The following is a 24,762-nucleotide window of genomic DNA, read 5'->3' as shown; positions in this document are numbered from 1 at the left end:
AGAATTAGCTAGAATATTTACTATTCTTTTTACCGTTACTGCAATTTGCTCATGGGCTTCTATAGGATATTAATCAGTTGCAAATTCTTATAAAGAATCACGTTATTGCAAAGGTGTCTACAAAATTTAAATTTTAGTGAGACAAAAATTTCCATACAGATCTTTTTTTAATCTTACTAGTATTATATGGTCAATATTTGCTACGTATGTTAGTAGATTATCAAAAAACCTTGAGGTACAATATTTCAGCTTTCGTCTCGAAAGTATTTGGATTAAGCTTTTAACGAAAATAAGGAAGTTACGATGAACGTGATTGATACACAAGCATCTACTCAAGGCATTAAACAAGAACAAGGTCTTCAAGAATTAGTTTACTCTTTGGTCACTCGTTTTCTTGCAGAAAATAAAAATAAGCCCATTGATGATCTTTACGATATGATTTTATCTGAAGTTGAACCTCCTCTTCTACAAGCGGTTATGGAAAAGCGCCGTGGTAACCAATTACAAGCAGCTAAAATGCTAGGTATAAGCCGAGGCACTATTAGAAAAAAACTGTTACGTTATTTTGGAACAAAGTATTTTCGCTTAACCGAAGAGTAATCTAGTTATTTACCTTCAGATAAAAGGCCCATGTAGTTGGGCCTTTGAATTAAAAATTTTTTAAATAACCTTAGGCGCTAAGTAGAGCATTTAAAGTACAAATTAGAGAAATCTAAAATCCAAAGAATTAAATTGGACATTTACTTGTATTAATTCCGACCTTATTAAAAGTTGTCTTAACTGATTTAATATTTATATTTAAATCTTTAGCTGCATGTAATACACCACAAGCTGCGTTAATAAAATTAGATTTTGGTGTCCAATAGGTAGTATTTGCTGTTAACATGACATGATAAGCTTGTTTAATACCTATTTCTTGCGAAAGAAGATAGAATGCTTTATTAAATATCCCACTACCTGTATGCACAATATAACTTTGTCGATACCTAGGATTTGGAATATTCTCTTTAGCAAAGGCAAGGAGCTCAGCATAGCTAATTTTACAAGTTTCTCCGGATTGCTGTGCTAGTCTTCTATTAGCACAATCTGCAGAATCGCCATCCTGAGATGGATCATTCATCAAACGTAAAGCTTTAAAGCCAAAATCATCTTTTACTATCGTTTCGCCGATACCCCAGGTCATTTGATTCGGTATGACATTGGTTTTATTAAACAGTTTAGGTTGTTTTTCTAAAAGATAAGCGCGAGCTGCAAGACCTGCCATATCAGAAAACGATTCATTAAGAGCGCCCGGCTGATTATGATATTCAAGATTAGAATGCTGCTCCGTAAACCCATGAGATACTTCATGACCTGCTACGTCTAAAGAAACTAATGGATAAAAGTTATCGCCATCACCAAAAGACATAGTCTCGCCGTCCCAGAAAGCATTATCAAAAGCCTGGCCAAAATGAACTCTCATAATTAATTTTTTTGGTTTGCCCTGCGGTGTTTGTAAGGCAGGCATTCCATACCAATTTTTATACATTTGAACTACAACTAGCCCAAAGTGATAAGCATCGTTTACAGGAGAGAAAGCACCATTTATAAATTCTTCTTTATTTTGTCCACAAGGATACTGGTAGGCATTTAATAAGGTGTTTTCCCAATCCCAATTAGAATCTAAATGTACCACTCGCACAGATGCATTTTCCATTTCGCACATATTATCTTTTTGGCGTACACGAAGCGGCGGCAAACCATTTTTACCATACCAATATTCATGAATCTTATTGTTGCCGCCTGGTCCTACATCATTATAAGTTTTAATGTTTTCCCATTGTTCTAATATAGTTCCGTTATGTGCATCAACTATAAAAAATGGCCAAGAAGGGAAACCTTTTTCATTTAATAACTTAAATGATACTTGATAGACCAATTTAAAATCATTTTTTTTGACTTCACGAATCTGTAGCTCTACTTTCTTAGTTTTAACACCAGGTTGCGTGTTAGGATTGGCATAAGCAGCATGGGCAATTTCAAGTGCATTAGCTGAAGTAATTGTTGGCTTAGTATCAATATTAAGTTCTTCGATTAGCTGGCCATTAACTTTGGAGGCTGTCGTTAATGAAAATTTTTGTGCATCTGTAACTACCATTACCCGAGCACCAGCAATAGGAATACCCTTATATAATTGCTGATACGTTGAAATGACTTTACTTCCTTGTGTTGTTTGCTGAATTAATTGGAGTTGATTATAAGAAGCTGTAGTAGCTTTACCCTTTACATTCGTCAACTGATATTTATTTAAGCTAGTATAGGGTGCTTGATATAGATCAATTGCATTAGCTGCTATTACCAAAGAAGAGACGGTGCTAAGAGAAGAAATAAGTACTATTTTTTTTAACATGGCTTAATCCCTTAAAATGAGCTCTTGAGTGTTACTCCAAAATAAAATTAAGGAGTACAAAAAAATATATATTAACTTTCTGATTTTTACTAGTACTGACTGTATAGTGAAATGTTTATTTGCCTTTTTTGTGATATGCATTCGGTCACGCAATGATATAAATTGCCTTGGATGCGCTTATTATATACAGGATGATTTAGAAAAAACGACTAATTAGAAATTTATTCTTAAAAAAGGTTTATACCTATCTCGAACCAGCACAGATAGATATAAACCCAAGGAAATAAATAATAGGTGAATTTAAAAGCTAAGCAGCGGTCATAAGTAACTTATTAACTCGACTGACAAAATCAGCTGGATTATCTAATTGACCACCTTCAGCAAGAACTGCTTGCTCAAACAGCATCATAACCCATTCAGCAAAACGAGCGTCATCTTCGATGTCATGTAGTCGCTTAATTAAGGCATGTTGTGGATTAATTTCAAATATAGGCTTAACACCGGGCACTTGTTGGCCAGCAGCTTGTAAGATGCGTTGCATTTCTAAACCCATATCTTGTTCGTCTGCTACAACACAAGCAGGTGAATCTGTAAGCCTGTTAGTTAAAGTAACCTCCTTAACTTTATCACCTAATATTTCTTTCATATGTTTAAGCATCGGCTCTAAAGATTTTTCCTGTTCTTTAACATCTGGCTCATCATTTTCAGGTTCTAGATCAATTTTGCCCTTACTAATTGATTGTAGTTTTTTGCCTTCAAATTCACTTAAATAACCTACTAGCCATTCATCAATTCGATCACTTAACAACAAAACTTCAATGCCTTTTTTCTTAAAAATTTCTAAGTGAGGACTATGTTTAGCAGCATTGTAGCTAGAAGCTGTTATATAATAGATTTTATCTTGTTTCTCTTTCATACGAGAAACATAATCCATTAAAGAGACATTTTGTTTCTCAGAATCAGTATGTGTTGTGGCAAAGCGAAGCAATCTAGCAATCGCTTCACGATTAGCGAAGTCTTCTACAGGCCCTTCTTTTAAAACTAAACCAAACTCATTCCAGAAACGTTGATACATCTCTGGGTCAGCGGTACTCATCTTTTCAAGCATAGATAAAACACGTTTAGTAGAAGCTGCTTTAATTGATTCCACCTGTTTATTATCTTGCAGTATTTCCCGAGAAACATTTAGAGGTAAATCACTTGCGTCAATAATACCTTTAATAAATCGTAAATAACGTGGTAAAAATTGAGTAGCATCATCTAAAATAAATACACGTTTTACATAGAGCTTTAAACCATGTTTCACATCCTGCTGCCATAAATCGAATGGGGCATGAGCTGGAACATACAATAAACTTATATAATCTTGTTTACCTTCAACATGATTATGTACCCAAGTTAATGGATCCTGATAGTCATGCGAGATATGTTTATATAAGGCTTTATAATCTTCATCACTTATTTCAGATTTAGGTAAAGTCCAAAGAGCAGTCGCTTTATTGACTGTTTCATACTCAACTTTACTATTATCCTTATCTTTCTCATCATCCTTTGCCTTCTTCATTACAATTGGCCAGCATATATGGTCAGAATATTTACTAATAATACCGCGAAGCCGCCAATCGCTTAAAAAATCTTCTTCATCTTTCTTTAAATGGAGGATAACTTCAGTACCACGTTCGGCACGTTTTTCTTGAGCAATAGTAAACTCACCTTCACCATTAGATTGCCAAATAATACCTTCTTCAGGCGCCAAGCCGGCACGGCGACTTTTAACTGTTACTTTATCTGCGACAATAAAGGCTGAGTAAAAACCTACCCCAAATTGGCCTATTAAATGGGAATCCTTACTCATCTCACCGGTTAAGTGATTTAAAAATTCTTTAGTGCCTGATTTAGCGATAGTCCCTAAGTTTTCAACCGCTTCATCCCAGCTCATACCTATTCCGTTATCTTTAACGGTAATTGTTTTTAATTTCTCATTATAATCGATGGTGATTTTAAGATCAGAATCATTTTCGTATAAAGATGAATTTGCAAGAGCCAAAAAACGAAGTTTATCAAGTGCATCTGACGCATTTGATATTAATTCACGCAGAAAAATTTCTTTATTACTATACAGTGAATGCACAACCAAATGAAGCATCTGTTTGACTTCAGTTTGGAATCCCATTGTTTGTTTCTTACCCGCCATTTAAAAATCTCCCCTAAGCATTACAAAATGCATGTAGTAAAATAAACTGTTTTTCAATATGAGGACGGTCTGTAAAATTTCAAGGGGTATTTGCTGGACGTGTGTTTGGCACCATACCTACTCTTGGTCTGTGCATATAAAAAGTCACAACATCGCTCGTACTTAACACGTCACCATTAGCGCCAATAAGTTGCACTGCAAGGGTATGAGCACCACGATTTATATTATTTAAAATAAAATTTTTACTTGCCTGTGGCTCTCCTAAAGGTTGATTATCGAAAATAAGCTGTAACATTACCCCTTTTTGTATTTCGGGTTCAACATTAACAGCAACTGATACATATCCTTGATTATTACGAATAGTTGCATCATTTTGAGGCTGAGTTATCGTAACTGTATAGTCAGGCTGAGTAAGAGAATCGCTATTTACTGTATTAGTAGTTGATGCTGGCGTTGTTGGTGTATTAGTAGGTGTAGGTGTATTAGTAGAAGAAGGCGGAGCAGTCTGCGTGGGGGGTAAAACAACTTTTTCTGCTCCTGGATGGGGCTCATCACTAAAATGAACAACGCCTTGGCTATCTGTCCATTTATAAATTTCAGCACATAATGGATTAACCAGTAATAAAGAGAAAATAGAAATAATAACTTTTATCATAAGTGTAGTCCCTTAATGATAGCCAGCAAAGCTTCCTGAATCTATTTAATGAATTAACTTCTAAAGATCAGTTTCAGGAATGTGAAACTGATCTTTTGTAACGTTATCGACAAATGGGTAGTCAATTCTTATAAACTGTAATAAAGTTCAAATTCAAATGGATGAACTAAACTTCTTACCTGAGCTATTTCAGCCTCTCTTAAAGCAATGTAACTTTCTATAAAATCTTTAGTAAAGACATCACCTTGTAATAAGAACTCTTGATCGTGACGTAAATACTCAACTGCCTGCTCCAAAGAAGCGCAAACTGTAGGTACATCAGTTAACTCTTCAGGCGGTAAGTCGTAAAGATCTTTATCCATGGGTTCACCTGGGTGAATTTTCTTTTGAATACCGTCAAGTCCTGCCATCATCATAGCAGCAAAGGCTAGATAAGGATTTGCTGTAGGATCTGGAAAACGCACTTCAATACGGCGACCTTTAGGATTCCCGACATGGGGTATACGAATAGCCGCAGATCGGTTTCGAGCTGAATAAGCTAATAAAACTGGCGCTTCAAAGCCTGGCACTAGACGCTTATAACTATTGGTAGCAGGATTGGTAAAAGCATTTAATGCTCGCGCATGCTTAATAATACCACCAATGTAGTAAAGGGCTGTCTCTGACAAACCAGCATATTTATCACCATTAAAAATATTAACACCATCTTTTACAAGTGATTGGTGACAGTGCATGCCATTACCGTTATCTCCTACCAACGGTTTAGGCATAAAGGTAGCTGTCTTACCATAGTTATGGGCTACATTATGAACAACGTATTTTAAAAGCTGCATTTCATCAGCTTTCCTAACTAAAGTACCAAATTTGGTTGCTATTTCACCTTGGTTCGCAGTAGCCACTTCATGGTGATGTGCTTCAATAACAATACCTAGACCTTCTAAAGTTCGACAAATATCTGAGCGTATATCCTGTGATGAATCGACTGGCGGAACAGGAAAGTAGCCACCTTTAATAGGAGGGCGATGTCCAATATTACCACCATCAAAACTTTTGCCGGAATTCCATTGGGCTTCTGATGAATCTATTTCATAGAAAGAGCTATTTATAGTCGTTTTCCAACGAACATCGTCAAAAATAAAAAATTCAGGTTCAGGCCCAAATAACGCTGCATCGGCAATGCCCGTTGATTTTAAATAAGCTTCTGCACGCTTAGCAAGAGAGCGAGGATCGCGATCATAGCCAAGCATGGTTTGCGGATCAACAACATTACAACGAATAATTAAAGTATTATCTTGATAAAAAGGATCAACTAAAATGTTTTCGCAATCTGGAACTAATGCTAAATCGGATTGATGAATTTTCTGCCATCCCTTAATTGATGAACCATCAATCATTTTACCGTTTTCAATAAAATCCTCATCCACAGCGGAGATAGGCAGCGTAATATGCTGCTCTTTACCTCGGGTATCCGTAAAACGCAAATCAACGAATTTAGCACCATGTTCTTTAATTGCTGCCTGAACTGCATTGTTACTCATCATTATCTCCAAGGTTAAATCATCGGCCTCTTTCAATACGAGTTGTACTAAACCAGATGTTAGAACACCTTAATGCAAATTCTATAGCATTTTAAGCATAAAGATTGCACAAAACGTAAATTTCTCCATTGCCTTACAGCAAAGTAGGAACAGAAGCCTAATAAATAGTTTACCTTAAGTGACTTCTGAAACCTAATAGATTACACTGATAAAATAGCTATTCTTTAAAAAAAATATGGGTGCTTATCATTATCAAGCGTTATCACCTTCAGGAAATACAAATAAAGGTGTTATTGAAGCAGATTCAGAACGACAGGCTAGACAACTATTACGCGATCAAGGTTTAATTCCAACACAAGTTCGCGCTCTAACAAAGCAAACTGCAACACCACGCAGGCGAGACAAAATTTCAGCCCAGGACTTATCGCTGTTAACTAGACAATTAGCAACGCTTCTAGCCGCAGGTATACCTGTTGAAGAATCTCTACGCGGTGTAAGTGAGCAGACTGAAAAAGAGCGGGTTAGAGGTCTACTTATAGGTATTCGCGCTAAAGTACTTGAAGGGTATTCCCTAGCTCAAGCAATGGGTGAATTTCCTAACTCATTTCCTGAGTTATATCGAGCTACAGTTAGCGCAGGGGAACAAACTGGCCGTCTAGACTTAGTTTTAGAAAAACTTGCTGACTATACTGAAAATCAACAAGCAACCCGGCAAAAGATCCAACATGCCCTTATCTACCCCTCCTTAATGATCATTGTTTCAGTGGCTATCATTAGTTTTCTATTAGCCTTTGTGGTGCCCAAAATTATTGAAGTATTTACTAGCAGTGGTCAATCGTTACCGGCAATGACTCAAGTACTAATTGTGCTGAGCAATTTTATTAAGGCATATGGTCTATATGTACTAATTAGCACTATTTTAATATTGATAGCTTTTCGTAGAAGTTTAAAAAACTTAGCAATAAAAACAGTTTGGCATCGAATTTTATTAAAATTGCCTATTGGATCTTATTTAGTACGATCAACAAATGTCGCGCGCTATATTCATACCTTTGGTATACTATTTTCTGCCGGAGTCAACGTATTAGAAACCATGCGTGTTTCAGCGAGTGTTGTTAACAATGTCGTTATGCGAAATGCTTTTGATATTGCGACAACACGCGTGCGTGAAGGTGCAGGAATTAGCGTTTCTTTAAAAGAAACTCATTTTTTAAGTCCTATGGCAGTTCATTTAATTGCTAGTGGTGAAAAAAGTGGACAATTAGCAGAAATGATGGAACGAGCAGCCTCTCACTTAGATAATGAAGTTAAACGATTAATTGATACAGCCCTTACTCTTTTAGAACCAATGGTTATAATGCTTATGGGAGCTGTTGTGCTTTTTATTGTATTGGCAACCTTGTTACCTATTTTTTCAATGGAGCAGTTGGTCACTTAAAGAATATTAGTATTAGTTAGTATTTATCATATTTAGTAATTTACTCGCAGGAGAAAGTATGAGGTTACAAAAGGGTTTCTCGTTAATTGAAATCATGGTAGTGGTTGTGATACTAGGTATTTTAGCTTCAATAGTTGTGCCTAAAATTATTAGCCGCCCGGATGAAGCACGGGCTGTTAAAGCGAAGCAAGATGTTTTAGCTATCCAAAATGCACTTGATCTTTATAAATTAGATAATGGCTTTTATCCAACAACTGATCAAGGTTTAACGGCATTAGTAGAAAAACCCACCAGCAATCCAGTGCCACGCGATTGGAAACAATATTTAAAATCAGTACCTAAAGATCCATGGGGACGTGAGTATTTATACTTAAATCCTGGTGAGCATGGGGAAGTGGATGTATTTACTTTAGGAGCTGATGGCCAACCTGGTGGTACTGGTAAAGATGCAGAAATTGGTAACTGGGACACAAAATGAGCGCGGTTTTACCCTCATTGAAATATTAGTAGTCATTTTAATTATTGGCATTATTGCAAGTGTTGCTTTATTTGCTTTTGGTGATTTTGGTACAAGTAGAAGAATTAAACTTACTGCCGAGCAGTTTAGTGCTTATCTGAAGCTTGTACAACAACGCGCTATATTGGAAATGGTGACACTTGGGGTAACTGTCAATAATGAAGGTTATGAAACGTATCGCTATAGTAATAATAGTTGGCAACCTATGCCCAAAAATAGCCTTATTTTCCACCGCTTCTTTCCAAAAGATACGGTTATCACCCTACAAAACCAACTAAAGAATAATACAGGCCCTACTATTATAGTTACCCCTTCTGGCAGTATGACTGAATTTAAGCTTATATTTGGCACCCCTTCCCAACCAAGTATAATAACCCTAACAGGTAAACATAATGGCGTTTTAACCTTAGATAATCAAAAAGATAAATGAGAAACAAATACTTTAGCCCCCATTATCAGGGTGGTTTTACCTTAATGGAAGTACTTCTAGCTTTAGCTATTATTGCTATTGCATTAACTGCTTTATTAAAAGTAACTGCTCAAAATGTTTCTAATACTGCTCGTATTAAAGATAAAACAATTAGTCACTGGGTTGCCCTACAAGGGGTAGCAATGTTACAACTTAAACTTTTAAATCCGGCCTTAAACGAAGAAATTACACAAGTAACTACCATGCTTGGCCAACGTTGGTATTGGCGAGTAAAGATCACAAAGACACCCATGAAAGCTGTTCAAGAAATTAATATTAGAGTAAGCAAAAATCAAGCAGGGCCTTTTAGTGAGGCTTTAACTGCCTATCGGTATTTCTATGAACAAGAATAAATCTCTTCTTAAGCTTATAGGAAAGCTGTCAAAAATTTTTAGAGTTAAGAACTGTACTATATACACTGATGCATACACTCGTGCGTATGAACAATTAACTGTGACGCTAGAATTGCAAAAGAAATCTAATAGTGGCTTTACCTTATTAGAAATACTAATTGCCATTGCTGTATTTGCCATATTAGCCACATTAACTTCCTCTGCCTTATATTATGCCTTTAATACCCGTGCCCGTGTCACAGAGCAAGCTGATCGTTTTACGAGTTTACAGTTAGCTATTAGCTTGCTAGAAAGAGATAGCCTACAGGTGGTAAATAGACCGGTGCGTGGCAACGAAATGCACTTATTTCCAGCATTTATTGGACAAGCAAGCTATTTGGAATTCACACGTGGAGGGCTTGCTAATCCCAATAGTATTGAAAAAAGAAGTACTTTATTACGTGTAGGTTTACTTTGTAAGGATAACCAATTAATAAGAAGAACTTGGCCAAGTTTAGATCCAGCAAATAAAGATCAACACGAAGATAGAGTTTTGTTAGATAATTTGACTAAATGTCATTTTGCTTATTTAAATAAAAGTCTCCAAGTATTACCTAGCTGGAATGTAGGCACTGGTGAGCTTGAGCAAGTAGAGCCATTACCTAAAGCTATTCAACTGACTCTAACGATTAACCAGCGAGATAAATTAAGTTTACTATTACCTATTCCTAAGGCGAACTATGCAAGTTAAGGGCATACATACTCTTTCTTTTAATTTTTTTAAAAAAGGTAGCGCCTTAATTTCAGCTTTATTCATTATGACTTTAGTTGCAATTGCTGCAACTGCAATGAGTACTCGCTTACAGCTTGATATCTATCGAACACAATTAACTATTGCCAGTGATAGGCTATATCTTGCTTCGCAAGTTGTTGCTTTTTGGGCTATGGGCGAACTTGTAAATGTGAAAAATCAATTTACAGTCGCCGATAATCATGGGAAAGTGAGAGATTTTCCTAAGCAATATTATTCTATCTACCCAAATGTTACTATCAATGGCGCTTTGTATGACTTACAAGCTCTCTTTAACTTAAATAATTTAAGTGACCGAAACTACTACCCCCTGTTTTTAAAATTTTTAAGCAATACTTTAGCTAAAACTCCGCCACAAGAGCAGGAACGCTTAGCAGTAGCAATATTTCAATGGATAACACCTTATACACCAGGGCGGGGCAATGATGAATTTATTACTTACTATTTAAAACAAAAGCCTCCTTACTATCCTAGTAAACAATTATTTCAAAGTGTGTCAGAGTTACGCTTAGTTCGTGGCGTGACAGCGGAAATTTACCAGCAACTTAGTCATTTTATTACGGCGTTGCCTACCGTCACCCCTATCAATATTAATACGGCGCCCCGAAAAATCTTAATGTCGCTTGGGAATAAATTTAGTGATCAGCAAGTAGCTGAAATTATTGACGCTCGCGGAAAAACGGGTATTTTAAATGAAAAGAAACTCAATGAATTATTAAAACAATTAAATCTTCGTAGAGAACTTGTAACAATTGAGAGTGAGTACTTTTTAAGCATTGCCAATGTCAAAACAAACGATTTGAATTTAATTAATTTTACTATTTTAAGGCGAAGTAAAGACAGAGAAGGAAAATTATCGGTAAGCATTGTTGCTGAAAGTCTGAATACTTTATAAATTACTAAAACTAGAAGGTTATCAAAGTTTATATTATACCTAAACCAAAAAGCATCAATTTAACTTATTTATGAAGAAAGGCTTCTAATTGTCTCTACTTCTAACTAATAGGATTAATAGTTCTGTGATATTAATTACTTAGATTTAATTTTGATTAAAAAATATTGTCTTATCTTTCTTTTCTTCCATCAAACTGTATTCAATAAAAAATAAACAATTTAATAAATACTTAACAATAATGTGTTATTATTGTCCAACGTTTTAGGCTAAAAAAATAAGTTAAGGCTAAAAGATAGCTGATTGATTAATTAGATTACCTTAATAATATTCTGTTTAGTTTCTCATTTCAAAAGTAACATATGGTGCTATATGAAGGTAAAATATGTAAAGATTGATAACAATTATAAACCTGGGTATACAGATATATTAATGTTTAATTTTAAAACCCGTTTAGCGCAATCAGATGAAGAAAAAATTGTTATTCGATCTAGTTCTCCTAAGGATGCTTTATCAGAGTTTAAAACCAGATATCCCAAGGAGCAAATCTGGCAACTTGGTGTTGATGGTATAATGGCAACCAAAGAAGGTGGATGGCGATGCTATGAAAATAGAGAGCCAGGCTCATTAAAAGCATTTTTCAATGGGCTTAAGCATATAGAGGAAAAATTTGATGATCGGAAAATATCGAAAAAATTATTTTTTGATTTACATAAGATAGTCACTGAAGACGTGAAAAAGCTAGATAATTTCCCACATGGTGCATTTAGAGTCAGGTTTATAGACGAAGAAGGAAAAGAAATTCCAGCGCGTTTTTCAGTAAATTCTGCTGGAAGAGGTACAAAAGAAGGCTTTGCTGATTTGTTAGATAAAATAGAAAAAGGTGATTTAGGTAGCGCAAAGGTTTCGGTTCTTACACCAATTGGAAAGGTTGAATTTAGCCTTAAAACTGCAGAGACAATCAAAGAAGACTTAGCAAGAAAGGACTATCCAACAGATACTCAAAGTATAGCAGCCTACTCAATTAATGAGAGAGAAACTGAAGTCTATTGGGCACCCCTGGTAGATGAAATTGAAGGCCTAATAGATAAAGTCATTGAGAATTACAATACACACATTGAAAAAAATCTAACAGATGATGAAAAACTATTATTAATTGGACAAACAATAGAAGCCTTAGAGCGAATTCACCCCTTTGGTGATGCTAATGGAAAAACATTTGTAAACTTATTATTAAATAGGTTATTAATGCAAAATGGTTTTCCTCCAGCTACTTTTTATGAACCAAACCTTTTTGATACATTTGGAAATCATGTTGCCGTCTTAAAAAGAGCCATACAGAATACAATAGATATTTATAACCACAGGCCTGTTTATGGTTTTAATATCCTTAGAGATCTTGCTGAAAAAGGAGCTGATTTAGAATGGTTTGAGCAATTTCCTACCTTAAAAGAATTTACAGCAGCTATGCCAAAAAATATTCTTCTTGAAATTCTTGAAGCTATACAAGATATTCCTAAAAAAACCCTATTAGATTTACTTAATAATCCAGAACAATCCTTAGATCCTCAAGACAAGCTTTTTTTAATAGATCAAGCTTATAAAGTTTTACGTAAAACATTAACCCCAAAGACAATTGTAACACTTAAGGCTGCCTATATAGATATTATAAAGTCAGTTCCCTATATTGGTAAAATGGATTGGCCTACAGACTTTAAACTTAAAGCGCTAAATCATGGAATTGAAAGTCAAGCAAATAATAGCCCCTTATTTGCTGAAGATACTAAAGAGATAAATGATTTAAGAAAACTTACAACTTTAGGCGTCGAGCGAGATTTAAGTTATTTAAGAAACAAAGATAGATTACAAAAAATAATAAATTTAATTGAGCACGAGTTTACATCCAATGTCTCTACAAATGCTAAGGAAATATATAATCATTTAAGACAGCGATTATCTATTTATAATCACCCTCAAGCTGATGTACCTAATGAAGAGTATCAAAAGATAGTAAATTATATTTATAATTTACTCTTAAATGAAGAGTATCAAGAGGTAGGAATTTTTATTCATAATTTACTATTAACTGGATTAGACAAGCAATCTCGAGCCATCATTAATCAAAGTAATAAAGAAGAGTTTCCTATGAGCTTTTACAGAGAAATTCTTGAAATGATTCCTATAGATTCTTATGACATGGAATATCAAACCATTCTTACCGAGCTAAGTTGAGACATTACTCTATAGTTGAAAACTGTCAGATTAAATCTAAGTACTATAATTTAGAATTGATAAGTATTGCTCTTTGTAAGCTGGTAGGTTTAATCTTCTTCTTGCCCTTCAGCAACAGGCCCTTTCTTTTTTAATTCTTGAAAAATTTGATCACCTCGTTGCTTTTCCTGTGGCGTTAGTTTTGTTTCAAGGCGAGCAAGATCATCTACCGCGCGCTCATTTTTATTGTCTACAGCTAGCTTAAACCAAGCGTAAGCTTGGGCATTATCTTTACTAACGCCTAAGCCTGCCAGATATAAATAACCTAGTTTTCCCTGAGCTACAGGATCACCTTGTGCTGCTGATTTTCCAAACCAATAAGCGGCTTGTTGGTAATCTTTTACAACACCTAATCCACTTAAATACAATTGACCTAATTCTGCTTGAGCCTCTGCATGCCCTCGCTCTGCAGCAGCCAGAAACCAATAAGCAGCCTTTTTCGGATCGGCTTGTGTGCCTAAACCATGTAAATATTGATAAGCAAGGTAAGCTTGTGCATTACGGTGACCTTGATTTGCTGCTTGCGAAAACCAATAAGTAGCTGCTTTTTGATCAGGTGCAACGCCAAATTTGCCGGTATATAGTAATCCAAGGCTATATTGCCCTTTTGGATCATTTTGCTCTGCAGCTTTATTGTACCAATATAAGGCTTTTTCTATATCTTTTTCTGTGCCCACGCCCGTCATATATTGATATCCAATATTCACTTGCGCTTTAGAATATCCCTTTTCAGCTGCCTTTTTAAACCAAACAAATGCTTGCTGATCACTTGCTGGTACCCCATCTCCCGTAGCATACATGAGTCCTACATTACGTTGTGCAATAGCATTACCCTGCTCTGCAGCCTTCATATACCATTTAAAGGCTTCTTTAAAGTCTTGTTTTATGCCTTTGCCATTATCATACATATAACCTAAACTAAGTTGGGCTAAGGCATTGTTTTTTTCAGCTGCTTTTCGATACCACTCAACTGCTTTAGCATCATCTTGATTAACGCCATGGCCATACTGGTACATTCTGCCTAGAAGGTACATAGCATCGTCATTGCCTTGTTTAGCTGCCTCCATTAAATGAGGATAAGCTGTATTGTAATCTTCATTTTCGTACGCAGTAAAACCGATAATCTCGTCTGCGAATGCTACGCTAGTAAACAAATACGCAGCGATAATCAATGAACGCATGCACGCTCCTTAGGAAACGTCCCCTATCTTAAAGCGTAGGATATTCACAGTACAAATCAAATTATGAACAACTTGGTCTATAATTATTTGATTTTAATAGTATGAATTTTAAGTTTTTTTATTTTGCTTACCAAAGCTTATTAATAAGGAAAATTATGTAAATAAAACTTGCTTGTAAATGAGCTATATTATGACTTTGATAGGGATGCCGCTATTGCAACTAATTAAAAGAGCAACTTTTAATAAAATCAGAAACATATTAGCAGTAAACTTGGAAATAAAAGCCCTACAAGCGAGGGCTTTTAAGATAGATTAATTAACGTTTACAACGGCCACATTCCCACCTGCAACGACGGCAGTAATTTTTACATTATTTGCTAAATCAACAAAGGTCTGACCAGCAGCTAACGTTCTAATAAAATAGGTATGAGCGTCACCTGCTCGAGTCCGATGGATACTAATTTTATCAAGATAAGGGGTAGCGCCTGGGCCAAAAGGTCCAATATTTTTACGATAAGAAATGTAATAGGTATCAGTCGTATTTTTCTTAACTTTTAGCGCTAATAAGCCTGTGCCTGTTACACCAGCCTCCAGCGGATAGAGTGTATAGCTACCTGCTGTAACGTTAGCTATACGATTAGGAAAACTAGCAAACCATTGCATTTTATCCCGATGTGGCGCATTGACTTCTTTATAATACTGAAAATCACCTACACCCATAATACAAGCGGCGTCACCATACTCAGAATCATTAACACCATCATTATTCGTATCAGTAGCAGCATGATGCATGCCTAAGTTATGGCCTAGCTCATGTGTGTAGACAAGCTGAGAGTAAACTTGCGAAGGACTATAAGCTCTTATCCAAGTACTACAAGTCGTGCCGCAACCTAAATGACCTAATCCTCCCCAGTTACAACTAACATTTTGCGGAAGAACAAACATATGATGCCTATATAAAGAAAGATTTATTCCAGCTCTTGCGGCTGCATTTCTGGCATCAGTTGCCCACTGACGATAATTACAATCATTAGCCGCATAATTTAAATTAATTACATAGATATCTGGCCGGCCGTCACCATTAGTATCCCGGACAAAGTTAAGTTGATTAAAAGAGCTACGCTGGAAATTTCTCCGCATTGATCGAGTACTGGTATATAAAATGGAATCAACAGTACTCATTGACACAGTTGCTGTCGCCTTCATATTAGTAAAATTTACTAATAACGCTAACACTTTTCGTGTATCATAAATAGCCGGGATTTCAGGTTCTTCTTCTAAACTAGTCCTCTTTCGCAAAACTATCGACTCTACTTTAATAGTTTTCTCTTTTAACCCTTGAATCTCTTGACCTTCAATAATTACTGTTTCACCAGACAAAAGGTTACTTTTATCAACTGAGGATGGTAAATCTAGAATATAAACTTCATCGCCTTCTCGTAACTGATAAATAGTTTTTGATTTGTTATGGGTAAAATCATCAAAAATAAGTACTTCTAACTCTCCTTGATAGGTGTGTGCAAAAACCATTGATGAGCAGCTAAGAAAAAAGCAAATAATAAAATATTTTAATAGGCGCACCATGACCTCCTTGTATAATTAATTATCTATCATTTATATGAGCTTAGCCTTAACAATGTTTCTTTATGTCATAAACGAACAATACCTCGTAAAGTATGAAACATTGATGCAGGTTTTAGATCAAAAATAAGCAAGAAAAGCTTTGAGATCTAATCTTTTAGGCTAAGTAAGTAGTTATCAATACTGACAGTGTATTTAAAATAACCTAGCAATTATTCAACAATATAGCAACTTAGTTAAGAAGTTATTTAGTGTCAAATAAACTTGGATTATTTATCAATTGATACATTAGCAATGCAGCACGCTCAGTTTGAATTAATAAAGATTGGGTATTAAGGGTTTCCTTTTCTGAATGTGCCCCGCTTCCAACAGGACCTAAACCAGCCAAAGCATACGGTACGATAGCGGTAACATGAGATATATCACCGGCGCCTCGCATGCCAGGATCAAGCGCCGTGACTTTACCGTAACCTAATTGCAGACTTATATCATTGTATACTTTCAATAATTTTAAATTAGTTTTTTTAGGTGGCATTGCAGGTATACCCTCTTTAAAGATTATTTCGGCATTTGTACCAGGTAAGGATTGTTTTAAAATAGAAAATATAGCTTTCTTGGCATTCTTTTTTTGCTGTTCTGTTAAAAAGCGGATATCTCCTTTTGCCATAGCTATTCTAGCGATAACATTTGATTTACCAAAAACTAGATTTTGGGAATTATTATTCGTCTCAATCGCAGTTCCTCCTAGGATTAACCCAGGATTAAACGTTAAATATTGTTCTTTTGCTAAACGTGTATGCAGTGTATTTAAAATACGCGCTAGCTCGAAAATCGCACCATCACCTATGGTTGGCTTAAAAATTTGCGAAGAATGTGCCTCATTGCCAAAAGCCTTAATGACCCAGTTTGCAATACCTCGACGAGCTACAGTAGCTGTATCAAGCGATATTGCCCATTCAAAATCTAAAGCAACATCACTCTTAGTTGCTGCGTCAATTAACGCTTTTCTAGAAACACTTGTCGGTTTTCCAGAATCCTCTTCATCCCCTGTAAACACAGCAGTTATAGTTGCATCATGTAAAGCGCCAACTTTAGCTAATGCCTTTAAAGCGTAGATGATGACAACATCACCACCTTTAGCATCAATAACACCCGGCCCTGTTGCAATACTCCCTGTTAAGTTAAAACGCTGAAAAGGACTGTTAGCAGGAAAAACAGTATCTAAATGACCTATCAATAAAACTCGTTTACCTTTTTTGCCTTGATGAAAAGCGACTAACGTGTCAGCTCGATTCATTTTAGGCGGCAAGGGCATCCACTTGGTAGTAAAGCCAAGTTGTTTTAATTCAGCTTCTAATCGCTCGCCTACCTTTTTAACACCTTTTATATTTGTAGTGCCGCTATTAATATTGACTATATTTTCTAATAATTGTAGTTGCTTCTTAGCGTTGGTTCTTAAAAAGTGAATCATTTCATTTTCTACTTGCGTAGAGGCGTTTGCATTAAATGTTTGAATTACAAATAACAAGAAAAATAGACGAATAACTCTTTTCATAATCATTTTGAAAATATTAACTGAATATAGTAGGCAAAGACTTTTTAATGAAGCCAGATATTCTTGAAAGGAATCACAAAAATAATGAACAATTTTTATTTAATTAACAGCATAGCTACTACAAACTATGCTGCTAATTTAAACCTTTAGACTGCTTCAAAAATAGCGGCAGCCCCCATACCTGTACCAATGCACATGGTGACCATACCATAGCGGCCTTTAGTTCGACGTAAACCATGTAATAAAGTAGCAGTACGAATTGTTCCTGTAGCGCCAAGGGGATGACCTAGAGCTATAGCCCCTCCTAGAGGATTTACTTTTTCACGAGGCAAATTAAGTGACTTAATAACAGCCAATGCTTGAGCAGCAAAAGCTTCATTTAATTCTATCCAATCTAGTTGCTCAAGAGTAATACCAGCTTGCTGTAGAGCTAATGGAACTGCATTTACAGGACCTATTCCCATGACTTCTGGTGCAACACCTGCAACTGCATAACTCAGTAAGCGTCCTATTGGCTGTAAATCAAATTGCTTTAAGGCCTCTTCGCTTGCTAAAAGAGCAATTGCAGCACCGTCACTGGTTTGCGAGCTATTACCAGCCGTTATACTACCTTTAGCTGAAAAAACAGGACGCAAACGAGCAATAGCTTCATAAGAAGTATCCGCTCGAGGCCCTTCATCTTTTTCTATTAGTCGCTTATGCGTAATGACTTCATCCGTTGATAAATTAGGATGGCGCTCAGTTATTTCGATAGGCACTATTTCTTGATTAAAATCCCCACGTTGCTGAGCAGCAATTGCTCTCTTATGGCTTTCGGCGGCAAACTCATCTTGTTCTTCGCGCGAAATTTCCCATTGTCTTGCAACATTTTCTGCCGTAATTCCCATCCCATAAGCAATTGCCACATGCTCATCTTGAAAAATAGCGGGATTAGCAGTGTACTTATTGCCGCCTAAGGGAACCAAAGACATGCTTTCAACGCCACCCGCTAATGCTAAAGGCATAGCGCCTTGACTAATAGCAGTGGCTGCAGTAGCAATGCTTTGTACACCTGATGAGCAAAAACGGTTAATTGTCATTGCAGGAACTGAATTTGGCATACCAGCAAGTAAAGAAGCAATACGTGCGACATTCATACCTTGCTCTGCTTCAGGCATAGCGCAACCAATCACTACATCACCTACTGCTGCCCAATCGACAGCAGAATTACGTGACATCAGTGTTCTAATTGTGTGGGCTAATAAGTCATCAGGTAATGTATGTTTAAACACACCACGTGGCGCCTTACCAACAGGAGTACGTAATACATCAACTATATAAATATTGGTCATTGATTGCTCCTTGATTAATTACGTAGTGATTTGCCAGTTTCAAGCAGATGAGCAATACGCGCCTGAGTCAATGGTGTTTCTAGAAGCTCTATAAAAGCGCTTCTTTCTAAATTAAGTAACCATTGCTCATCCACTAATTCTCCTTGATAAACATCACCACCACACATTACCTTTGCAAGTAAATTAGCTAGATAATAATCATGTCGAGAAATAAAACCTCCTTCTAACCAATTTACTAAGCCTGCTTGTAATTTAGCATGCCCTTCACGGCCTGCTACTTTAAATTGCTTTTTAAGCGGCGCTTGATAATTTCTTGCTGTAAGTGCTTTTATCTCCGCTAAGGCTGCATAAAGGACTTCTTCACTGTGCATAACCCAAGCATCCTCTGGCCGTAAAAAGCCCCGCTGCAAGGCATCAGGTGCACTGCTTGCAACCGTTGCTGTTGCTGTTTGCTCAAAGAAGGATTGAATAAAGGTCATTAAATCGGCTTTACCTGCAGCCAAAGCCGCACGAAGTGCCATTTCCTTACAGCCACCACCGGCAGGAATAAGTCCAACACCAACTTCTACAAGTCCAGGATAAGACTCAAACGCTGCAATAATTCTATGGCAATGCATCATAAGCTCACAACCGCCGCCTAAAGCACGACCACGTAATGCAGCTATGGTTGGCACTGAGCAATATTTTAAGCGCATAACAGCCAATTGGAAATGTTTTATCATCTCCTCTACAGCAGCTATTTTTCCAGCTTGTACTAACGACGCAACACCACGTAAATCAGCCCCTGAACTAAAATTTTCTGGGCTGTCTTGATAAATAATTAAGCCCTGACATTGACGCTCAGCAATATCGATAGCTTGATGTAAACCGTCAAGCACCGCTTGACCAATAGTATTTGCTTTACTCTTAAAAGAAAGTAAGCCGACATCGTCTTTAAAGTGAAATAGTTTAACGCCATCATTTTCAAACAAGCTATCTAACTTAACATTTTTTCCACTAATGAGTTGATTAGAAAAATATTGTTTTTTGTAAACAGGCAATGAACTTCTAGGGATAAAATGATTCTCTTTGGGAGAAAAAGCTCCTTCTTCTGTATAAAAATAAGGACGCTCTTCTAGCCATTCGGGTAAGTTAGCATGGCTTAATGTTTGGTTATGAGCTCTATCAACTTCTATTAATTGTTGCATACGCTCAATACCCACAGACTGCCAAGTTTCAAAAGGACCATTACGCCACCCAAAGCCCCAGCGCATGGCTAGATCCACATCTCGGACACTGTTTGCTATATGTTCTAAATGAAACGCACAATAATGAAAAAGATCCCGATAACAAGCAGCAAGGAATTTTGCTTGTTTATCATCTGAAGCAAGTAAAGCGTCCATGCGTTTGTTAGGCTCGTTAATAGCCATAATTGATTTTATTTCTGAACTAACTTGGCCACTGGCTACTCGGTAAGAATCACTTAAATAGTCATAAACTTCAATAGTTTTGCCCGTTTTGCGATAAATTCCTTGTCCTGTCTTTTGTCCTAAATGGCCTTGTTCAATTAACTTATTTAACCAGTCAGGTAATTTAAATAAATCATGCCAAGGATCATCTGTTAAATGTTCATACATTGTATGAACAACATGCTGCATGGTATCTAATCCAACAACGTCCATGGTTCTAAATGTAGCTGATTTAGGGCGACCAATTAAAGTGCCAGTTAAAGCATCTACTTCATCTAGACCAAGTTGCATGATTTGAGCATGTTCCAAAGTTGCTAACAAGGAAAATACGCCAATTCTATTGGCAATAAAATTAGGCGTATCTTTAGCAATAACAACACCTTTACCAAGATGACTCGTTAACCAAGACTCTAGATTTTCTAGTAGTTTAGTTGAAGTATTTTTTGCTGGAATAAGTTCTGCAAGATGCATATAACGTGGCGGATTAAAGAAATGGACCCCACAAAATCGATTATGTAATGACTCAGGTAATACGCTACAAAGTTTATTGATACTTAAACCCGAGGTATTACTTACTAAAATAGCATGGTCATTAATAAATGGAGCAATACGCTTATAAAGATCTTCTTTCCAATCCATACGCTCAGCAATTGCTTCAATGATCAAATCACAAGCTGTAAGCTCGCTTAAGTTTTCTGTATAATTTTTCGGCTGGATTAAAGAGGCGGTAGCTGGTGTAGCAACGGGGGTTGGTTTTAATTTATTTAAATTTGCAATTGCTTTTTCAACCAGAGCATTACTATTACCTTCTTTACTAGCTAAATCGAATAATAATGTTTCAATACCTGCATTGATACAATGGGCAGCAATCTGAGAGCCCATCACACCTGCTCCAAGAACCGCAACTTTTTTAATTAAAAAAGGCTCCTGCATGATTCATCCTTAGTTAAAGTAAATTTGATAAAGATTATTTTTATCAAATTTTTATATTTCATTGCTCTCTTTCTATAACGTTAGAGGTTATAGAAATACTATTTACTGCATGACATAAAAATTGAGTTAGTCATTTTTGATTTCATTATTCCCTCATTGTCAGTTTGTCATCCTTGCATTTTACTTTCATTACCTTTGCGTTTTTACTTTTGTCATTCACACATTTTATTTTTGTCATTCCCGCGCAGGCGGGAACCTATCGTTCAAACTAATATGGTACTAAACTGAAAATGGATCCCCGCCTACGCGGGGATGACAGCAAAGGTAGTCTGGGTACAAGCCTATAAGACCGAAACCCGGGTTCCACTTCGTTTCACCCAGGCTACTACTATCTGTAATTCCTTTTTCTTATTTATGCAACAATGCTATACGAGATGACAAAATAATCGAGGTTAATGCAAACCAAAAATAAAACGGCTAAACATAAAGCAACGATATTGCCTCTCTTATGTTAAATAAACAATTAACCTAAATTAAAGCGAATACCTTGAGCTAATGGCAAATCGTCTCCCCAATTAATTGTATTCGTTTGTCTGCGCATATAGGCCTTCCAGGAATCGGAACCTGATTCACGGCCGCCACCTGTTTCCTTCTCGCCACCAAATGCGCCACCTATTTCAGCGCCTGAAGTACCAATATTGATATTAGCTATTCCACAATCACTGCCAAAGGCACTTAGAAAACGTTCCGCATTTTTAAGATTCTGGGTAAATAGCGCAGATGATAAACCTTGAGGAACACCATTTTGGAGAGTAATTGCTTCTTCTATATTATTATAGGGCATTACATACAAAATTGGCGCAAACGTTTCTTGCTGCACAATATCCCAATGGTTTTCAACATCCGTTACCAAGGTTGGTTGAACGAAATAACCTTTGTTAGCCAAAGGTTCACCACCAAAGGCTATTTTTCCGCCAGCAGTTTTAATACGCTCAATAGCTTGGGTAAATTGCTCGACAGCTTGTTTATCAATAAGAGGGCCCATTAAGTTTTTACCGTCAAGAGGATCGCCAATAGTCACTTGCTCATAAGCATGCTGCAATTGTTTTACTACATCACTATACATAGATTGATGAACAAATAAACGTCTTGTTGAAGTACAACGTTGTCCCGCCGTACCAACAGCGCCGAAAACAATTGCTGGTATGGCTAACTTAAGATCAGCTGATTCATCTAAAATGATAGCATTATTGCCGCCGAGCTCTAGAATAGTTTTTCCTAAACGGCTTGCTACTTTAGTTGCAACTTGCCTGCCTACAGCTGTAGAACCGGTAAAAGAAATTAATGGCATACGAGCATCATCAACCATTGTTTCTACCACATCATGCGAGTGTGGAATCAATAGACCAAAAATTTCAGGACAATTATTTCTTTTTAATACTTCACTACAAATTTTATGCGCTGCAATTGCACAAAGCGGTGTTTTCGCGGAGGGTTTCCAAATGGTGACATTACCGCAAATAGCAGCAAGAAAGGCATTCCAAGACCATACGGCAACTGGAAAATTAAATGCTGAAATCACACCAATAATGCCATAAGGATGCCATTGTTCATACATACGATGATTAGGTCTTTCGGAATGCATAGTGTTTCCATAAAGCATTCTTGATTGGCCAACGGCAAAGTCAGCGATATCAATCATTTCTTGTACTTCACCATCACCTTCTTGCTTGGATTTCCCCATTTCTAAAGAAACAAGACTACCAAGCCAATCTTTATGTTCACGTAAAGCTTGACCAACTTGACGGATAATTTCACCCCGCTTAGGTGCAGGATAGCGCTGCCACTCGAGCGCTGCTTTCGCTGCTCTATCCATTAAGATGTTATAGTCTTCTTCTGAACAACCTGCTACTTCCCCTAATTTTTCTTCTGTAGCGGGATTTATTGAGTCGAACTTATTTGAGTTAATCTCACTTTGCCAGCCTAAACCACTAAAAGCACCAGGGTTTAAATCTTCAATTTTTAAATGCTTAAGAAAATCCATACTTCACTCCTAGGCGTAATATTGACCGAAACGGTTTGCTAAAACATCAGCTAAACGGAATTTTTCCTGCAATACTAAACCATGATATTCGTTTGCCTGCCCTAAAACCAAGTCAACAACTGCACATACCCCCGATGCAGTACTTACTTGAATAGCAGACCACTCAAGACCATGAATTACTTCAGGGTAAATTTTCTTAACATAACTCTTTTCAGTAAGCTCACCTTGTTTGATACCTTCAACTGTGACGTAAACAATGACAATATCTTGGTAGGTTTTTGGAATAGCTCGCTCAAGGATACGTTTGAGTGTTTCACGGTCTTCATTTAATTTTAGATCATTCATCAAAAGACGCATTTTTTCACAATGCCCTGGGTAGCGCATGGTTTTGTAATTTAACGTTTTGACCTTCCCCTTATATAATTCAGCCAAGCTACCTAGTCCCCCGGAGGTATTAAAAGCTTCATACTCACAACCATCAATTTGAATAGACTCTAAGCCTTCTAGAGGCTTCATCACAATAGATTGGCTTTGCTCAATACCGTAACAAGGATTACCATATTCATTAATAACGCCATCAGTTGACCAAGTTAAAGAATAGTGAAGCGCATTATTAGCGCGCTGAGGTAATGCACCTACCCGAAGTTTGGCGTGAAAACATTGTTCAAATTCTTGCATTAAGCTATTAGCAGCAATACTAATAAATCCGGGTGCTAAACCACATTGAGGTACTAAAGCCGTAGCTGCTCCCTCTGCTATCTTTTTTACAGCCTCAGTTACGGCCGTATCTTCTGTTAAATCAAAATAGTGAGCTCTAGATGATTTTGCTGCCTCAGCTACATAAGTATTAAGAAAGTAAGGAAGGCTTGAAATAACAGCAATAATATTATTTTTTTGTAAATAAGATTTAATTGAGCCTTCATTAGTGACATCAAGAGCAACAGTTTTGATATTAGGTAAGGCTTGAAGCAATCGACTAACATCGGTTCCTGAAAACTCCAAATCAGCTAAATGCACCTCATAATCACCACTACCGGCTAGCAAACACGCGATTAAACTTCCAATCTTGCCTGCTCCTGTAATCATAACGTTATACATACTTTCCTTCTCCATGGTAAAACGACGAGTCATCCTACACTAAAAAATTACTTTCTTGAACCATTGTTAAGGATTATAAAGGTAG

The 24,762-nt window shown here is 36.6% G+C and carries 19 protein-coding genes; 8 read left to right on the top strand and 11 right to left on the bottom strand.

Going from position 1 to position 24,762, the window contains the following annotated elements; all coding sequences use genetic code 11:
• The first annotated feature begins 303 nt into the window (after positions 1-303).
• Complete coding sequence (locus ACQUW5_RS10965) at positions 304-600, top strand: helix-turn-helix domain-containing protein (protein ID WP_444991291.1); 297 nt, start codon at positions 304-306, stop codon at positions 598-600.
• 127 nt (positions 601-727) lie between these two features.
• Here ACQUW5_RS10965 and ACQUW5_RS10960 read toward each other — a convergent pair whose 3' ends face one another.
• From ACQUW5_RS10960 to glnA, 4 genes are all read right to left on the bottom strand, one after another.
• Positions 728-2,389: a M4 family metallopeptidase gene (locus ACQUW5_RS10960; RefSeq protein WP_444991290.1), complete on the bottom strand. Its 1,662-nt coding sequence runs from the start codon at positions 2,387-2,389 to the stop codon at positions 728-730.
• Between the two features lie 307 nt (positions 2,390-2,696).
• Complete coding sequence (gene htpG, locus ACQUW5_RS10955) at positions 2,697-4,583, bottom strand: molecular chaperone HtpG (protein WP_444991289.1); 1,887 nt, start codon at positions 4,581-4,583, stop codon at positions 2,697-2,699.
• A gap of 79 nt (positions 4,584-4,662) precedes the next feature.
• Positions 4,663-5,238, bottom strand: a complete 576-nt coding sequence (locus ACQUW5_RS10950) for a DUF4124 domain-containing protein (RefSeq protein WP_444991288.1) — start codon at positions 5,236-5,238, stop codon at positions 4,663-4,665.
• Positions 5,239-5,366: 128 nt separating this feature from the next.
• Positions 5,367-6,776 carry a type I glutamate--ammonia ligase gene (gene glnA / locus ACQUW5_RS10945; RefSeq protein ID WP_444991287.1) on the bottom strand — a complete coding sequence of 470 codons (1,410 nt, stop codon included), beginning with the start codon at positions 6,774-6,776 and terminating at the stop codon, positions 5,367-5,369.
• A 235-nt stretch (positions 6,777-7,011) separates the two neighbouring features.
• Between glnA and lspF the strand changes: the two genes are divergently transcribed.
• From lspF to ACQUW5_RS10910, 7 genes are all read left to right on the top strand, one after another.
• Positions 7,012-8,214 carry a GspF family T2SS innner membrane protein variant LspF gene (lspF, locus tag ACQUW5_RS10940; RefSeq protein ID WP_444991286.1) on the top strand — a complete coding sequence of 401 codons (1,203 nt, stop codon included), beginning with the start codon at positions 7,012-7,014 and terminating at the stop codon, positions 8,212-8,214.
• A gap of 58 nt (positions 8,215-8,272) precedes the next feature.
• Positions 8,273-8,692 (top strand): GspG family T2SS major pseudopilin variant LspG, encoded by a 420-nt coding sequence (lspG, locus tag ACQUW5_RS10935; protein WP_444991285.1) that lies wholly within the window; start codon positions 8,273-8,275, stop codon positions 8,690-8,692.
• Positions 8,634-9,161 (top strand): type II secretion system minor pseudopilin GspH, encoded by a 528-nt coding sequence (gspH, locus tag ACQUW5_RS10930; protein WP_444991284.1) that lies wholly within the window; start codon positions 8,634-8,636, stop codon positions 9,159-9,161. The genes lspG and gspH overlap by 59 nt, the downstream gene beginning before the upstream one ends.
• On the top strand, positions 9,158-9,553 hold the full coding sequence (gene gspI / locus ACQUW5_RS10925) for a type II secretion system minor pseudopilin GspI (RefSeq protein WP_444991283.1): 396 nt from the start codon (positions 9,158-9,160) through the stop codon (positions 9,551-9,553). The genes gspH and gspI overlap by 4 nt, the downstream gene beginning before the upstream one ends.
• Positions 9,540-10,283 (top strand): type II secretion system minor pseudopilin GspJ, encoded by a 744-nt coding sequence (gene gspJ / locus ACQUW5_RS10920; RefSeq protein WP_444991282.1) that lies wholly within the window; start codon positions 9,540-9,542, stop codon positions 10,281-10,283. The genes gspI and gspJ overlap by 14 nt, the downstream gene beginning before the upstream one ends.
• Entirely contained in the window at positions 10,273-11,238 is a 966-nt protein-coding gene (gene gspK / locus ACQUW5_RS10915) for a type II secretion system minor pseudopilin GspK (protein WP_444991281.1), read from the top strand. The genes gspJ and gspK overlap by 11 nt, the downstream gene beginning before the upstream one ends.
• 369 nt (positions 11,239-11,607) lie before the next feature.
• Positions 11,608-13,467, top strand: coding sequence for a Fic family protein (locus tag ACQUW5_RS10910; protein ID WP_444991280.1), 1,860 nt, complete (start codon positions 11,608-11,610; stop codon positions 13,465-13,467).
• An 89-nt stretch (positions 13,468-13,556) separates the two neighbouring features.
• On the opposite strand, the gene ACQUW5_RS10905 is transcribed toward ACQUW5_RS10910, so the two are convergent.
• From ACQUW5_RS10905 to ACQUW5_RS10875, 7 genes are all read right to left on the bottom strand, one after another.
• The gene (locus tag ACQUW5_RS10905) at positions 13,557-14,687 is read right to left on the bottom strand and encodes a tetratricopeptide repeat protein (protein WP_444991279.1); all 1,131 of its coding nucleotides are present in this window, start codon (positions 14,685-14,687) and stop codon (positions 13,557-13,559) included.
• Between the two features lie 312 nt (positions 14,688-14,999).
• Positions 15,000-16,217, bottom strand: coding sequence for a metallopeptidase domain-containing protein (locus ACQUW5_RS10900; protein WP_444991278.1), 1,218 nt, complete (start codon positions 16,215-16,217; stop codon positions 15,000-15,002).
• A 295-nt stretch (positions 16,218-16,512) separates the two neighbouring features.
• The gene (locus ACQUW5_RS10895; protein ID WP_444991277.1) at positions 16,513-17,823 is read right to left on the bottom strand and encodes a M20/M25/M40 family metallo-hydrolase; all 1,311 of its coding nucleotides are present in this window, start codon (positions 17,821-17,823) and stop codon (positions 16,513-16,515) included.
• A gap of 146 nt (positions 17,824-17,969) precedes the next feature.
• On the bottom strand, positions 17,970-19,154 hold the full coding sequence (locus tag ACQUW5_RS10890) for an acetyl-CoA C-acyltransferase (RefSeq protein WP_444991276.1): 1,185 nt from the start codon (positions 19,152-19,154) through the stop codon (positions 17,970-17,972).
• 14 nt (positions 19,155-19,168) lie between these two features.
• Positions 19,169-21,535 (bottom strand): 3-hydroxyacyl-CoA dehydrogenase/enoyl-CoA hydratase family protein, encoded by a 2,367-nt coding sequence (locus ACQUW5_RS10885; protein WP_444991275.1) that lies wholly within the window; start codon positions 21,533-21,535, stop codon positions 19,169-19,171.
• A 523-nt stretch (positions 21,536-22,058) separates the two neighbouring features.
• The gene (amaB, locus tag ACQUW5_RS10880) at positions 22,059-23,579 is read right to left on the bottom strand and encodes an L-piperidine-6-carboxylate dehydrogenase (RefSeq protein ID WP_444991274.1); all 1,521 of its coding nucleotides are present in this window, start codon (positions 23,577-23,579) and stop codon (positions 22,059-22,061) included.
• A gap of 9 nt (positions 23,580-23,588) precedes the next feature.
• Positions 23,589-24,677, bottom strand: coding sequence for a saccharopine dehydrogenase family protein (locus tag ACQUW5_RS10875; protein ID WP_444991273.1), 1,089 nt, complete (start codon positions 24,675-24,677; stop codon positions 23,589-23,591).
• Positions 24,678-24,762 lie beyond the last annotated feature (85 nt).

Source organism: Legionella pelazae (genome assembly GCF_052527395.1).
The sequence above is the reverse complement of the archived record's forward strand: the minus strand, read 5'-3'. Positions and strand labels throughout refer to the sequence as shown.